Origin of the sequence: Amycolatopsis sp. SB7-3, from assembly GCF_041021335.1 — a bacterium.
GTDB classification, from domain to species: domain Bacteria; phylum Actinomycetota; class Actinomycetes; order Mycobacteriales; family Pseudonocardiaceae; genus Amycolatopsis; species Amycolatopsis japonica.
Genome location: NZ_JBFPJQ010000002.1, coordinates 635927 through 650720, shown reverse-complemented (window position 1 = coordinate 650720; position 14794 = coordinate 635927). Strand labels below are relative to the sequence as shown.

Here is a 14794-nt window from a genome sequence, read left to right as displayed (position 1 = left end):
GATGGCGAAATGGTTCGCGGCCCTGCGCACCCCGGTCGGCGCGTTCGCGGCGGCCCTGCTGACGCTGGTGCTCGCGCTCGCGGTGTTCGCCCCGATCCTGTGGCACGACAACGCTTTCGCGATCGACACGAACGCCATCGGGCAGGGACCTTCGGCGGCGCATTGGCTGGGCACCGACGACCTCGGCCGCGACATCCTCTTCCGCGTCCTGGTCGCGACCCGGCTTTCGGTACTGCTCGCGGTGCTCGCGACGGTGATCGGAGTGGTGAGCGGGCTCGTGCTCGGCACGTTGCCCTCGCTGCTGCCACGCCCCGCCGCACGGCTGGTGACGTCCGCGGTGAATATCGCGGTCGCGTTCCCCGGGCTGTTGCTGGTGTTGTTCTTCTCGGTCATCTTCGGGGTCGGGACGCACGGCGCGGTGTTCGCGGTCGGGTTCGCGCTGGCACCGGCGTTCGCGCGGCTCGCGCAGACACTGTCGGCCTCCGTCGCGGGGCAGGACTTCGTGTCCGCCGCCCGGATCTCCGGGGTCGGCCGGATGCGGTTGCTGCTCCGGCACATCCTTCCCAACATCGGCGAACCGCTGGTGGTGAACGCGACCATCGGCGCGGGTGCTTCCCTGCTGGCCTTCTCCGGACTGTCGTTCCTCGGCATCGGCGTGCAGGCACCGGATTACGACTGGGGACGGCTGCTCGGCGAAGGGCTCAACGGGATCTACGTCAACCCGGCGGCCGCGCTCGCGCCGGGCGTGGCCGTGGTGCTGGCGGGGCTCGCGTTCAACCTGGTCGGTGAGACCGTCGCCGGGGTGATCGGCGTCCGCACGGGACTTCGCAAGCTCGCGCCGCGGCCGGTCACGCCCGCCAGGGAGGCCGCCGCCGACGACCGCGACGACGCGGTGCTGGTGGTGGAGAACCTTCAGGTGGCGTTCCCGCGTCCGGCGGGCTGGACCGTTCCGGTACGCGGGGTGAGCTTCACCGTCCGCGCGGGCGAGGCGATCGGGGTCGTCGGCGAGTCGGGCTCGGGGAAGAGCCTGACCGGGCTGGCGGTGTCACGGCTGGTCGAAGCGCCGGCCGTGGTCACCGCGGACAAACTCGAATTCGCCGGGAAAGCGGTGCTGACGACGCCGGAACGGGAGTTGCGCGGGTTGCTCGGCACCTCGCTGGCGATGGTGTTCCAGGATCCAATGACGTCGTTCAACCCGACCAGGCGGATCGGGCGTCAACTGGCCGAAGTCGCCGAGCAGCACCAGGGACTTCCGCGTGCCAAGGCCTTCGAGCGGGCCGTTGACCGGTTGCGCGCGGTGCGGATCCCCGCCGCCGAACGCCGCGCGCGGCAGTATCCGCACGAGTTCTCCGGCGGGATGCGGCAGCGCGCGATGATCGGCATGGGCCTGATGGGCGACCCGAAGCTCATCATCGCCGACGAGCCGACCACCGCACTCGACGTCACCGTGCAGCGGCAGTTGCTGCGCCTGCTGGCGCGGACCAGGGCCGAGCGGGACACGGCGATCATCCTGATCAGCCACGACATCGCGGTCGTTTCCCAGACGTGCGAACGGATGCTGGTCATGTACGCGGGCCGGGTGGTGGAAGATCTGCCGTCCGCCGCGACGCCGCGGCATCCCTACACACGGGCCCTGATGGCCGCGACGCTCGACCTCGAAACCGATCGTGAGGCGTCGCTGGCGGTGATCCCGGGCCGTCCGCCGGAGCCGGATCGCGTGCCCAACGGCTGCGCTTTCGCCGACCGATGCCCGTCGGCGACCGACCGGTGCCGTCTCGAAGACCCGGCGTTGGAGCGCGTGGGGGCCGAGCATCGCGTCGCGTGCTGGTATCCCGCGCCGCTTTCCCAACCCGCCAAGGAAACCGTGACCGCCGGAGGTGCGGAGTGAGCGATCTCGTGTTCGACGCGGTGAGCGTGCGGTACGGCGGCAGGCGCGGGCTCACCGCCGTCGACCGGGTCGGCCTGACCGTCCCTTCCGGACAGGTCGTGGGGCTCGTCGGCGAATCGGGCTCCGGGAAATCGACGCTGGCCCGTGCCGCCGTCGGGCTCTCGCCGATCAGCGCCGGACGGGTCCTACTCGGTGGCGTGGACGTGCGGAAACTGCCCCGCCGTCCGCCCTTGCAGATGGTGTTCCAGGATCCGTATTCCTCTTTGGACCCCCGGATGAGCATCGGGGAGTCGATCACCGAGGCGATCCCGCGCGGGGTCCTGCCCGGCCGCGCCGCGCGCCGGGACGAGGTCGCCCGGCTCCTGGAACTGGTCAATCTCGATCCCGAGCGGGCGGCCCACCTGCCGGGGCAGTTGTCCGGCGGCCAGCGGCAGCGGGTGGCGCTCGCCCGTGCGCTGGCCGGACGGCCGGAGGTGCTGATCGCGGACGAGATCACCTCCGCACTCGACGTTTCGGTGCAGGGAGCGGTGCTGAACCTCGTCCGGTCGGTGCAACGGCGGCTGGGCCTGTCGATGTTGTTCATCTCGCACAACCTCGCGGTGATCCGCTATCTCAGCGACATCGTCGCCGTGATGTACCTCGGCCGGATCGTGGAGGTCGGCCCGGCCGAACAGGTGCTCACCGATCCGCAGCACCCGTACACCCGGGATCTGCTCGCCGCGGCGCCGTCGGCGACCGGTTCGCTGCTCGACGTCGGTGACGCGAGCGAGACCGCCGACGCCGAACCCGCCGACCCGCACCATCCGCCGGCCGGATGCCGCTACCACACCCGCTGTCCGGTCGGCCCGCTCGTGCGGACCGGCCGCGAACTCTGCCTCCAGGCGGATCCCGCCGATGACGCGGCACACCGACGTCATTCGGCGGCCTGCCACTTCAGCGAAACCGAGAGCCACCAGCTCACGATCTCCAGAGGAGCAAGCGCATCATGACCCGACGTCTCGGTCTCGACGACCTGTACGACATCGCCGTCCCCAGCCAGCCTTCGCTTTCCCCGGACGGCGACCGGATCGTCTACGTCCTGCGCACCGCCGACCGCGACGAGGACCGGAACGTCCACACGCTCTGGGAGGTCGGCGCGACCGGAGGCGAAGCGCGACAGCTCACGCGCGGAACCGCCGACATGGCACCGAAATGGGCGCCGGACGGCACGCGGATCGCGTTCCTCCGTGCCCAGGACGGACCACCGCAGGTGTGGTTCCTGCCGTCGTCGGGCGGGGAGGCCGAACGGATCACCGAACTCCCGCTGGGGGCGGGTGCCCCGGTCTGGAGCCCGGACGGCGGCAAGATCGCGTTCTCGGCCGCGGTCGACCTCGCGGGCGGTGAACTGGCGCCGAACGCCCCCGTGGTGGCCGACCGGCTCGACTTCAAGGCCGACGGCGCGGGGCTGATCAAGACCATCCGCAAACATCTGCACGTCCTCGACGTCGCCACCCGGGAAGTCCGGCAGGTGACCTTCGGCGATTGGCACGCGGGGGACCCGGCCTGGTCGCCCGACGGAACCCGGCTGGCCTTCTCCGCCGGGCGGGACGGTGACGCGGATCTGACCTTCCGCTCCGGTGCCTACGTGCTCGACGTGACCACGAAGACCTCCGAGCCGCGGCTGATCGGCTCCGGCGAAGGGATGGCGGGCACGGTCGGCTGGACCGCCGACGGCGCCGCGCTGCTGGTGGTCGGCAGGCCCGATACCGAGGTCGGGCACCTGGGGTTGTGGCGGGTACCGCTCGACGGTGGCGATCCGGTCGACCTGGCCGCCGCGCTGGACCGGAACGTGATGTCCGGCGGCCCCGGTTATCCGGGAGCCCTGCCGCAGGTGACCGAGGACGGAGCCGTGCTGTTCGGCGTCCGGGACCGCGGGTGCACTCATCTGTACAAAGTGGACACCGAGGGCGGGACGCCACGAGCGGTACTGGCGGGCGCGGACCGCGTCGTGTCCGGAATGGACATCGCGGGCGGCAGGGTCGTAGTCGTCCTGGCCACGGGCACGTCGTTCGGCGAGGTCACCCTCGTCGACCCGGCCACCGGCGCGGTCGACGTGCGGACGAAACACGGCGAGTCCGACATCGAGCTTTTTCGTCATGAGGAACGGGAATTCACCATCGGCGACGGCACCGTCGTCCACGGCTGGCTCCTGCGGGACCCGTCACGAACCGGTGCGGCGCCACTGCTGCTCGACATCCACGGCGGGCCGCACAACGCCTGGAACGGCGCGGCCGACTCGATCCACCTCTATCACCAGGAGCTCGTGGCACGAGGCTGGGCGGTGCTGCTGCTCAACCCGCGTGGCAGCGACGGCTACGGAGAGGACTTCTACACCGGCGCCGTCGGCGCGTGGGGGGCCGCCGACGCGGCCGACTTCCTCGAACCCCTCGACCACCTGGTCGCCGAAGGGATCGCCGACGCGGACCGGCTCGCCGTGGCGGGCTACAGCTACGGCGGGTTCATGACCTGCTACCTGACCAGCCGCGACGACCGCTTCGCCGCCGCTGTCGCCGGCGGTGTGGTCAGCGACCTCACCAGCATGGAAGGCACGTCCGACGCCGGGCACTACCTGGCCGTCGGCGAGCTCGGCGGTTCGGCTTGGGACAAGGAGAACGAGCGGTTCTCGCCGTTCGCCCGCGTCGCCGACGTGCGGACGCCGACGCTCGTCGTCCAAGGCGCGAACGACGACCGGTGCCCGGTCGGTCAAGCCGAGCAGTGGTTCGGCGCCCTGCGTGCGCGCGGTGTCCCGTCGCGGCTCGTGCTGTACCCGGACGCCTCGCACCTGTTCATCCTCGATGGCCCGCCCTCGCAGCGTGTCGACTTCAACCGGCGCGTTCTCGAGTGGGTCGAGCAGTACGCCGCGCCCGCGGACGGGGTGTCGCGAGTGCCGATCGAAGCGGCGCACTGGCGGCGACGGCTGGCCGAACTCGCGCGCAAGCACCGCGTCCCCGGAGCCGCGCTGGGCATCACGCGCGTCGGTGATGACGCGGAGGTCTTGGCCTCCTACGGCGTGCTGAACACGAAGACCGGCGTCGAGGTCACCGAGGATTCGGTGTTCCAGATCGGCTCGATCTCCAAGGTGTGGACCGCGACCGTGGTCATGCAGCTGGTCGACGAAGGTCTTCTCGACCTCGACGCCCCGATCGCCGACGTCGTCCCCGAGCTGCGGCTCGCCGATCCGGACGTCGCCAAGCAGGTGACCATGCGGCATCTGCTGACGCATACCAGCGGGATCGACGGGGACGTCTTCACCGACACCGGCCGGGGCGACGACTGCCTCGAACGCTATGTCGAAATCCTCGACCAGGCCGCGCAGAACCATCCGCTCGGCGAGACGTTCTCCTACTGCAACTCGGGTTTCGTGCTCATGGGGCGGGTGATCGAGAAGCTCACCGGGCAGACCTGGGACGCCGCGATGCGGGAGAAACTGTTCGCGCCGCTCGGTCTCACCCACACCGTGACGCTGCCCGAGGAAGCGCTGCTGCTCCGTACCGCCGTCGGGCACGTCGGTGGCGCGGACGAAGACCCGAAACCCGCGCCGGTCTGGGGATTGCCGCGGAACATGGGCCCGGCGGGCCTGATCACCGCCACCGCCAAGGACGTGCTCGGCTTCGCGCGGCTCCACTTGGCCGGCGGTCTCACCCCGTCCGGTGAACGGATCCTGACGACGGCGTCCGCCACCGCGATGGCCGAGAAGCACGCCGACCTGCCCGACAAGCACTCGCTCGGTGACTCCTGGGGCCTCGGCTGGATCCGCGACGAGTGGAGCGGACGACGGGTCATCGGCCACGACGGCAACACGATCGGGCAGTCGGCGTTCCTGCGGCTGCTGCCCGATCAGGGGCTCGCCGTCACGTTGCTCACCAACGGCGGCAACGCCCGCGACCTGTTCGAGGAGCTGTACTGGGAGATCTTCGCCGAACTGGCGGATGTGGCGATGCCGCGGCCGCTGACACCGCCCTCGTCTCCGGTCACCGTCGACGGTTCGAGGCACGTCGGCGTCTACGAGCGGGCCGGGGTGCTGATGGAGGTACTGTCCGAAAAGGACGGACTCCGGCTGCGGCAGACCGCAACGGGCCCGCTTGCCGAGCTGATGCCGGAGAAGACGATGGAATTCGACCTGGTCCCGGTGACCGATTCGCTCTACGTCTGCCGTGAGCCGGGCGCGCAGACCTGGATGCCGGTCACGTTCTACACGTTGCCGACCGGTGAGCCGTACATGCACCACGGCGTGCGCGCGACGCCGAAGGTGTCCTGAACGCACTTCGGCCCGCCCGGACTTCCGGGCGGGCCGAAGTGTTCAGGCCCTGCGCCGGGCGACGTAACGGACGATCAGCAGCACGATGCACACGACCGCGACTGCGCCCGCGATCGTGCGGAAAGTCCAGTCCAGCCCCGCGAACTGGCCGATCGCGTTGATGGCCGAGCTGACGAGGAGGACCAGCCAGAGGGAGGCGGTGACGAGCGTGCCGCCGGCGTTTTTGGTGTCGTTCATGGGAAAGACGCTATGGTCCGGCGGATCGGGGAACCAGGGGAGTGACCCCCGTCGTGGGGTGGTGCCAGCGCTACCGCGCCTGCCGGGTCGAGGCGCTGACCCTTCGCTTTAGGACCTCACGAGGGCGTCAGCCTTTACCGCCCAAGTAGGCCAGCACCGCCAAGACCCGCCGATGCCCGCTGTCCTCCGGCAACCCGAGCTTCGCGAAGATGTTCCGGATGTGCTTGTGCACCGCGCCGTCGCTCACCACCAGCAGCTCGGCGATGGTGGTGTTGTTGTAGCCCTCCGCCATCAGCCCGAGCACCTCGCGTTCGCGCGCGGTCAGCCCTTCGAGCGGATCGGTCGCCCGGCGGTGCGCCATCAGCTGGGTGATCACCTCGGGATCCATCGCCGTCCCGCCCTTGACGACCCGGTCCAGCGCGTCGAGGAACTTCTCGACCTTCCCCACCCGCTCCTTGAGCAGGTATCCGACGGCACCCTTGCCGTCGGCCAGGAGTTCCGCCGCGTAGCCGGTTTCGACATGCGCGGACAGCACGAGCACGGGCAGCCCGGGGTACATCTTCCGCGCCTTGACGGCCGCGCGGAGGCCCTCGTCGGTGTGGGTCGGCGGCAGCCGGACGTCGGTGATCACCGCGTCGGGCCGGTCCTTGGTGACCAGTTCGAGGAACTCCTCCACGTCGTCCACCGCGGCGACGACATCGATGCCCGAGGTGTTCAGCAGCATCACCAGGCCTTCGCGCAGCAGCGCGTCGTCCTCGACGATCACGACCCGCATGGCAACTCCACTTTCAGTACGGTCGGCCCACCGGCGGGGCTCGACAGTTTCAAGGTCCCATCGAAGGCCTCGGCCCGTTTGCGGATCCCGGACAGGCCACTGCCCGCGGCTTCGTCGGCGCCGCCGTGGCCGTCGTCGCGGATTTCGATGAGCAGGGTGTCGGCGGTGCCGTCGAGGGTGATCCAAGCGTGTTCGGCGCCGGAATGCTTGGTGATGTTGGCCAGCATCTCGGCGACGACGAAGTAGGCGGCCGCTTCGACGGCGGCGGGACGGCGGCTGCGGCTGCGAACGTCCACAGTGCACGGAACCGGGCAGCGGTCGGCCAGCGCGGTGACGGCGCCGTCGAGGCCGCGGTCGGTCAGCAACGGCGGATGGATGCTGCGCACGACGGTCCGGAGTTCGGCGAGCGCGCCGGTCGCGGTGTCCTGCGCCTTGCCGAGCAGTTCCCGTGCCCGCTGCGGGTCTTTGTCGAAGAGCGAATCGGCGATCCCCAGCTGCAGCACCACCGCGGCGATCCTCGCCTGGGTCCCGTCGTGCAGATCGCGTTCGAGGCGACGGAGTTCGGCGCCGTGGGCCTCCAGCGCGGCGGCCCGCGACGCGGCCAGTTCGACGACGCGGTCGGTCAGCACCACCCCGGGCGCCGGCCCGAGCAGCCTGCGCGCGATGGAAGCCTGCCAGCGAGCCAGACGAGGATACAGGAACAGGAGCGCGATCATGCCGGCGCCGGTGACCGCGCTGAGCGCCGCGAGCGGCCACGACGTGACCATGAACCCGAGCGAGCTTTCCACTCCGCCGGGCACCAAGGGCCAGATGAACGCCGTGACGATCTGGCGGACCCCGCCGAGCGGAAAGGCGATGGCGAAGATGCCGATGAGGAAACCGGTGGCGGCGTGGAAGGCGAGCCAGGCCAGATCCCGTCGCGAGGCAGGATCGGTCACCGGGTTCCCGGATCGGTACGGCTCGGGGATGGGCTCGTCCAGCAGGCGCGCCGATCGCCGTCGTTCGAAGTTGACCGGATACCTGATCAGCCTGAGCGCGTGCGGCACCGCCGGGATCCCGACACCGAACGGGCACATCATCAGCACGAACAGCATGCCGACGAGGACGAACCAGGAGACGATGGACGAGGCCGCGCCGACCGCCAGGTACCGGATCGCGGACCAACTGGACCGGAGCCGGGTGATCACCCCGTCAGTCTTTCATCCGGCCGCCGGCGGCCTCGGAGCGGAGCGCGTGAAGGCCCGCTTTGCGATACTCGGACCATGATCCTGATCGTTCTCAAAGCACAGATCCGCCCCGAGAAGCGCACCGAATGGCTCGCGGGTATCGAGCGCTACACGCAGCAGGTGCGTAGCGAACCGGGCAACATTTCGTTCGACTACTACCAGAATGCCGGCGACGAGAACGAGTTCGTCCTCGTCGAGGTCTTCGCCGACAGCGCCGCCGGTGACGCCCACGTCGCCACGCAGCACGCACAGGAGTTCTTCCCGTTCATGGCGACCGTCGTCGCCGAGAAGCCCCGGATCAACTACCAGAACCTCGACGGCGATGCGTGGTCGGAGATGGCCGAGGTCACACCGGTCGACTAGCGGCCTCCGTGGCGGTGCGGTCGATGATGGCGGCGAGCGTCGTGGCCGCTTCTTCGGGCACCCAGTGGCTGACGCCGGTCAGGATTTCGAGCCGGTAGGCGGCGTCGACGTACTGGCCGGCGAGTTCGGCGCTGCACCGGGACAGGGCGGTGTCGCCGTCGCTCCAGACGTGGGTGGTCGGCACGGTGACCCGGGCGCGGAGGGCGGCCGGGTGGTTGAAGACCATCGCGCGGTACCAGTTCAGTCCGCCGGTGAGGGCGCCGCCGCGGACGATGTCCTGGCGGACCTGGTCGATCTGGGCGGGTGTCATCCCGGTGCCGGCCAGCGTGCGTTCCAGTACGCGTGGCCGGCTCCGGATGGCGAGTTCGGGCAGCCAGGGGAGCTGGAAGAGGAACATGTAGTACGACCGGATCAGCTGATCGCTGCCGAGCATCGCGCGGAGGAACGCCCCGGGATGGGGGACCGACACGGTGGTCAGGGAGGTGACCAGGTCGGGTCGCCGGGCCGCGGTCGACCACGCGGCGACGGCACCCCAGTCGTGTCCGACGAGGTGGACCGGGCCGGTGCCGAGGGTGTCGATGAGGGCGACGGTGTCCGCCACCAGACGGCTGGATCGGTAGGCGAAGCGGCCCCGCGGGCGTGCGCGGGGTGAGTAGCCGCGCTGGTCGGGCACGATCGTGCGGTATCCGCGCTGGTGGAGCAGGGCGGCGGTGTCGGCCCAGGAGGCGCCGGTCTGCGGGAAACCGTGCAGCAGGACGACGACGTCGCCGTCGAGCGGGCCGGTGTCCCGGACGTCGAAGACGAGTCCGTCGTGGTCGAAGGTGGCGATGCGGCGGGGCGCGGTCATGGGCGGATTTCCCCTTCTTTCGTGGACTGCTCGTATATGTTACCTTGAGTAACAGTGAATCGCGGTAACAGGTAGCCGCGCACTCTGTCGACGTCGTCAGGGAGGTCCGTATGACCAGCACCGATGTGCCACGAACGGCCGGGGCAGGCCGCCACGAGACCGCGCAGCGGCTCCTCGATTCGTCCGCGATGCTGTCCTACGACCCGGCCACCGAGGTGGACTGGGAGACGCCGCTGGACAAGGACTTCCACGGCGCCAGCCCGGAGTGGAGCACCCTCTACGGCACGAGCTACTGGGCCGAGATGAGCCCGGAGCAGCAGAAGGAGCTCACGCGCCAGGAAGCCGCTTCCGTGGCGAGCACCGGCATCTGGTTCGAGATGATCCTGCAGCAGATGGTGCTGCGCGACTTCTACGCCAAGGACCCGACCGATCCGGCGTTCCAGTGGGCGCTGACCGAGATCGCCGACGAATGCCGTCACTCGATCATGTTCGCCCGCGGCGCGGCGAAGCTCGGCGCGCCGCCGTACCGCCCGCGCAAACTCGCCGTCGAACTCGGCCGGATCTTCAAGGCGACGGCCAGTGGCGAAGCGGCGTACGCGGCGATCCTCGTCGCCGAGGAAGTCCTCGACGTCATGCAGCGCGACTGGATGCGCGACGAACGCGTGGTCCCGTTCGTGCGCACCATCAACAACATCCACGTGGTCGAAGAGTCCCGGCACATGAAGTTCGCCAGGGAGGAGACGCGTGAGCAGCTGGAGGGCGCGGGTTTCCTGCGCCGCCGGATCAACGCGCTGGTCATCGCGATCGCTTCGTACTTCATCGTCAGCAGCATGATCAACCGCGACGTGTACAAGCACGCGGGACTCGACACCAAGCGCGCCTTGCGCGAGGCGAAGGCCAACGAGCACCACAAGTCGATGATGCGGTCGAGCTGTGCCGGGCTGATGGAGTTCCTCGGCTCGTGCGGCCTGCTCACCCGCCCCGCGCTGGTGTTCTACAAGCGGGCGAACCTGATCTGACATGGCCTTCGCGATCACCCAGACCTGCTGCAACGACGCCACCTGCGTGTCGGTCTGCCCGGTCAACTGCATCCACCCGACGCCGGACGAGCCCGATTTCGGCACCACCGAGATGCTCTACGTCGATCCGGACACTTGCATCGACTGCGGGGCGTGCGCGGACGCCTGTCCGGTGGACGCCATCTTCCCGGCGGACCTGCTGACCGGACCGCTCCAGGTCTACGCGGGAATCAACGCGGCCTTCTACGCCGACCGCGAGCCCGTCGCCTCGGTGGATCCGGCGCCGAACTTCCACCGGTGGAGCCCGCCGACGTTCGACCGGGCCATCCCGAGCGACTTCGCGCCGCCGGACATCGCCGTCGTGGGCACCGGCCCGGCCGGTATGTACGCGGTGGAGGACCTGCTTCTCCACACGAACGCGCGGGTCACGCTGATCGACCGGCTGCCGGTCGCCGGCGGGCTCGTCCGCTACGGCGTCGCCCCTGACCATCCCGCCACGAAGCGGATCGGCGAGACCTTCTCGCGTCTTCACGAGCATCCGCGGCTGAAGATGCGCCTGGGCACCGAGATCGGGCGCGACGTGTCGGTGGACGAGCTGGCCGAGCGGCACGACGCCGTCGTCTACGCGGTCGGCGCCTCGTCCGCGCGCCGGCTCGGCCTGGACGGCGAGGATCTGCCCGGCAGTATCGCCGCGACCACCGTCGTGGCCTGGTACAACGGCCATCCGGACGTGCCCGCGAACGCGGTCGACCTGTCCGCGGAACGTGTCGTGCTGGTCGGCACGGGCAACGTCGCGCTGGACGTGGCCCGGATCCTCACCGCCGACCCCGACGACCTCGCCGGGACGACGATCGCCCCGCACGCCCTGGAACGCTTGCGCACCAGCAAGATCCGGGAGGTCGTACTGCTCGCCCGGCGCGGACCGGAGGACGCGGCCTACACGTCACCGGAGCTGCTCGCCCTGGCGGGACGCGACGGTGTGCCGCTCGTCGTCGATGACGCCGACCCGCGCACCACGGCCGCGATCGACGCGGGCACCGGCAAGGCGGCGCTGCTGCGCGATATCGGCCGGGAGACCGTCGACTGGACCGTTGCGCCGGGTTCGGACGCTCGCCGGATCGTCCTGCGGTTCCACTCCGCGCCCACCGAGATCGTGGGCGACACCCAGGTGCGCGGCGTGCGCGTCACGGGGCAGGAGGGGCCAGTGGAGATCGCCGCCGGTCAGGTCATCCGCGCCGTCGGCTATCGAGGTGTCCCGGTGCCGGGGCTTCCATTCGACGACGACCGCGGCACCATCCCGAACACCGCCGGTCGCGTCGACGGGCGCAGTGGCGCCTACGTGGTCGGCTGGATCAAACGCGGTCCGTCGGGCGGGATCGGCGCGAACCGCACTTGTGCGCGGGAGACCGTGGCGACGTTGCTGGAGGACATCACTTCCGGCGCAGTTCCGGTGCGGGCGCGGCGATCGCCGGTGGCCGCGCTGGCCGCACGGTTCCGCGGACGGTGACGCGACGGTTTCGACGTCCGATGTCGCTGTTGGTTTGATGCGCGGGCGGCGATGTCGCGTGACTGGATGGCCGACACGTGTGATCAGGTGGACGACACGCGTGTCCAGGCGGACGGCTCGGCGCCAGGCCACGGCCACGCGTGTGTCGTCCGTCCAGTCACGCGTGTCGTCCGCCTGAGCACGCGTGCCGTCCTCTGTACCTACTGGTCCGGACTGGGCGCACAGGGCGCGGCGTGATCAGGCGCGTGACTCACGTGATCAGAGACGTGACTCGTGTGATTGGACGCCGCACTCGGTGTTCCGCCTCTGATCACGCGAGTTCCGGCTTCGATCACGCGTGTGCGGCGTTCACAACACCGACCTGACCGAGTCCGACAAGACTCGCTCGACATCTGGCGGAATCGGCCACATCATGGGGGGATGGATCCACTCGATCTCCGTATCATCGGCGCCCTGCAGGTGGACGGCCGGGCGTCGTGGCGGCGTATCGCCGAAGCGCTCGGCGCCCCCGAGCGCACCGTGGCCCGGCGCGGGGTTCGGTTGCTGGAAACCGGGATCGTCACGGTGACGGCGGTGACGCCCTACGGCGTGCCGATGCTGGTGCGCGCCAAATGCACCGCCGGGCTCGCCAGGACGGCCGCGACCGCGCTGGCCCGCCGCGCCGAGGCGAGCTTCTGCTACCTGCTCACCGGTCAGGCCGAGGTCGCCGCCGAGGTGTGCTGCTCGCGCGAGCGGCTCGCGGCCTACCTATCGGAGGACATCGCCACGACCCCGGGACTGCACGAGATCACCGCGGATCCCATCACGAAGTACTACCGGACCGTGCACGAATGGCAGCCGGGGATCCTGACCGCGGCGGAAGTGGCCGAACTCAGCGAAATTCCCCAGCTGACGCCGCAACCCCGGCATCCGGACGGCGACGTCTTCACCCCGGACGAGCGCGCGCTCGTCCGGGCGTTGCGCGAGGACGGCAGGCGGACGCACGAGGAACTCGCCCGGCTGGCCGGGGTGTCGGAGTCGACGGTGCGCCGCCGGGTGGAGTCGCTGCGCCGGAGCGGGGAGATGTTCATCCGCGCCGTCGTCGAACCGGCGGTGCTCGGTCTGCCGATCGAAGCCTTGCTGTGGATCCGCAGCCGTCCGTCCGATGTGGACGGACTCGGCCGGGAGCTGCTCGCCTCGCCGTACGTCCGGTACGCCGCGGCGACCATGGGGGAGCACCAGCTGATGGCCGACGTGACGTTGCCCGATTTCGAGACCCTGCACCGGTTCATCGCCGAATCGGACTGGGCGCGGCTCGCGGTTTCGGTGCACACCGGGCTGGTGACGAAGGGACTGAAGCGGAGCAGCGTGCTGACACCCGAGCTACAAGGCTGAAGCCGGGCTCTTGAGCCGGACCGGTAGCGATCGATGGCCGTTGGAGATGAACGAGTCGAGATGCCGTAAGGCCTCCGGTGGCGTCGCGAGAGTCATGTCCGGGAAACGCTCGAACAGGGCCGGAAGGGCGATCGCCGCCTCCAGCCGGGCCAGCGGCGCGCCGATGCAGAAATGCGCGCCGTACCCGAACGCGATATGCGCTTTGTCCTTCCGCGTCACGTCGAACGCGTCGGCGTCGTGCCCGTGCAGCGCCGGGTCACGGCCGGCGGCGGCGTAGCCCGCCAGAATCGCGTCGCCCTGCCGGATGACCACACCGGCGACGGCGATGTCCTCGACGGCGTAGCGCAACGGCAGGTTCGCCACGGGAGCCTGCCACCGCAAGGTTTCTTCGATCGCGTCGGTCCAAGAGACCTGCCCTGCGCGCAGCAGTGCGAGCTGATCGGGATGGGTCAGCAGCGCGGTGATGGCCTGGTCGAGGAGATTCACGGTGGTTTCGTGACCGGCCGAGATGAACAGGATCAGGGTGTCGATCAGTTCGGCTTCATCCAGCCGGGCGCCGTCGTCCTGTGCCGCGATGAGCGCGGTGGTGAGATCCTCGCCGGGGTTCTCCCGCTTGGCGGCGACGAGCTCGGTGAAGATCGAATGGATGTCCTGGTACGCGGCCAGCATCGCCTCCTGGCTCGCCGAAGTCCGGAAGAAGACGTCGACCGAGTGCCGCAGTCTGCCGCGGGCCGAGTCCGGTACGCCGAAGAGGTGGCAGATCACTTCGATGGGCACCGGATAAGCGAAGTTCTCCCGCAGGTCCACGGGTTCGTCGGCGGGCAGGGCCGCGAGCCCGTCCAGCAGATCGGTGACGATCCGGGTGATCCAGGGCTCCAGCGTGGCGATCCTGCGTGCCGTGAAGGCCTGCGTCACGAGCGAGCGGAGCCGTTTGTGGTCGGCGCCGTAAGCGGTGAACATGTTCCGCACGTTGACCCACACCAGCAACGGCCAGTCCGCGCTGACCTCGGCCAGCGCCGGCCAGTGCTGCCGGGCGTCCTTGGACACCCGCGGGTCGCTGAGCAGGTCACGCAGGAGTTCGTAGCCGGTCACCGACCACGCCACGACACCGCCCGGCAACTCGACCTGGGTGATCGGGCCTTGTTCGCGAAGTCGTTCGTTCTCGGCATGGATGTCTTGGCCGTTCGGGTCCAGAACCAGGGGACGCGTCACCGGGGATCACCCTTTCTCGGCGGAGCGGACCGGGTCCAGCGTGCCAGCG

12 protein-coding genes are annotated in these 14794 nt (G+C 69.8%); 7 read left to right on the top strand and 5 right to left on the bottom strand.

Annotated features, from left to right (window positions below; genetic code table 11):
• Position 1 precedes the first annotated feature (1 nt).
• From AB8M46_RS21185 to AB8M46_RS21175, 3 genes are read left to right on the top strand one after another with little or no spacing between them, the layout of a single operon-like run.
• Positions 2-1888, top strand: coding sequence for a dipeptide/oligopeptide/nickel ABC transporter permease/ATP-binding protein (locus tag AB8M46_RS21185; RefSeq protein ID WP_394361296.1), 1887 nt, complete (start codon positions 2-4; stop codon positions 1886-1888).
• On the top strand, positions 1885-2877 hold the full coding sequence (locus tag AB8M46_RS21180; RefSeq protein WP_394361295.1) for an ABC transporter ATP-binding protein: 993 nt from the start codon (positions 1885-1887) through the stop codon (positions 2875-2877). Before AB8M46_RS21185 ends, AB8M46_RS21180 begins: the two co-directional genes overlap by 4 nt.
• A complete protein-coding gene (locus tag AB8M46_RS21175; RefSeq protein WP_394361294.1) occupies positions 2874-6185 on the top strand; it encodes a serine hydrolase in 3312 nt (1103 codons plus the stop codon). The genes AB8M46_RS21180 and AB8M46_RS21175 overlap by 4 nt, the downstream gene beginning before the upstream one ends.
• A 42-nt stretch (positions 6186-6227) precedes the next feature.
• On the opposite strand, the gene AB8M46_RS21170 is transcribed toward AB8M46_RS21175, so the two are convergent.
• The 3 genes from AB8M46_RS21170 to AB8M46_RS21160 form a co-directional block, all read right to left on the bottom strand.
• Positions 6228-6422: a hypothetical protein gene (locus tag AB8M46_RS21170; RefSeq protein ID WP_394361293.1), complete on the bottom strand. Its 195-nt coding sequence runs from the start codon at positions 6420-6422 to the stop codon at positions 6228-6230.
• 127 nt (positions 6423-6549) lie between these two features.
• Positions 6550-7197 carry a response regulator gene (locus AB8M46_RS21165; protein ID WP_394361292.1) on the bottom strand — a complete coding sequence of 216 codons (648 nt, stop codon included), beginning with the start codon at positions 7195-7197 and terminating at the stop codon, positions 6550-6552.
• Positions 7185-8384, bottom strand: a complete 1200-nt coding sequence (locus AB8M46_RS21160; RefSeq protein ID WP_394361291.1) for a sensor histidine kinase — start codon at positions 8382-8384, stop codon at positions 7185-7187. Before AB8M46_RS21160 ends, AB8M46_RS21165 begins: the two co-directional genes overlap by 13 nt.
• Before the next feature lie 75 nt (positions 8385-8459).
• On the opposite strand from AB8M46_RS21160, the gene AB8M46_RS21155 reads away from it, so the two are divergent.
• Positions 8460-8786, top strand: a complete 327-nt coding sequence (locus tag AB8M46_RS21155; RefSeq protein ID WP_037338511.1) for a putative quinol monooxygenase — start codon at positions 8460-8462, stop codon at positions 8784-8786.
• Here AB8M46_RS21155 and AB8M46_RS21150 read toward each other — a convergent pair.
• Positions 8770-9633, bottom strand: a complete 864-nt coding sequence (locus AB8M46_RS21150) for an alpha/beta fold hydrolase (RefSeq protein ID WP_394361290.1) — start codon at positions 9631-9633, stop codon at positions 8770-8772. The genes AB8M46_RS21155 and AB8M46_RS21150 overlap by 17 nt on opposite strands.
• Before the next feature lie 110 nt (positions 9634-9743).
• On the opposite strand from AB8M46_RS21150, the gene AB8M46_RS21145 reads away from it, so the two are divergent.
• The 3 genes from AB8M46_RS21145 to AB8M46_RS21135 all read left to right on the top strand — a co-directional run bounded on the left by AB8M46_RS21145 (position 9744) and on the right by AB8M46_RS21135 (position 13533).
• Positions 9744-10652, top strand: coding sequence for a diiron oxygenase (locus AB8M46_RS21145; RefSeq protein WP_016334557.1), 909 nt, complete (start codon positions 9744-9746; stop codon positions 10650-10652).
• A 1-nt stretch (position 10653) separates the two neighbouring features.
• Complete coding sequence (locus AB8M46_RS21140; protein WP_394361289.1) at positions 10654-12159, top strand: FAD-dependent oxidoreductase; 1506 nt, start codon at positions 10654-10656, stop codon at positions 12157-12159.
• A gap of 420 nt (positions 12160-12579) precedes the next feature.
• Complete coding sequence (locus AB8M46_RS21135) at positions 12580-13533, top strand: Lrp/AsnC family transcriptional regulator (RefSeq protein WP_394361288.1); 954 nt, start codon at positions 12580-12582, stop codon at positions 13531-13533.
• Here AB8M46_RS21135 and AB8M46_RS21130 read toward each other — a convergent pair.
• Positions 13522-14745 (bottom strand): cytochrome P450, encoded by a 1224-nt coding sequence (locus AB8M46_RS21130; protein ID WP_394361287.1) that lies wholly within the window; start codon positions 14743-14745, stop codon positions 13522-13524. The two genes, AB8M46_RS21135 and AB8M46_RS21130, sit on opposite strands and share 12 nt — an antisense overlap.
• Positions 14746-14794 lie beyond the last annotated feature (49 nt).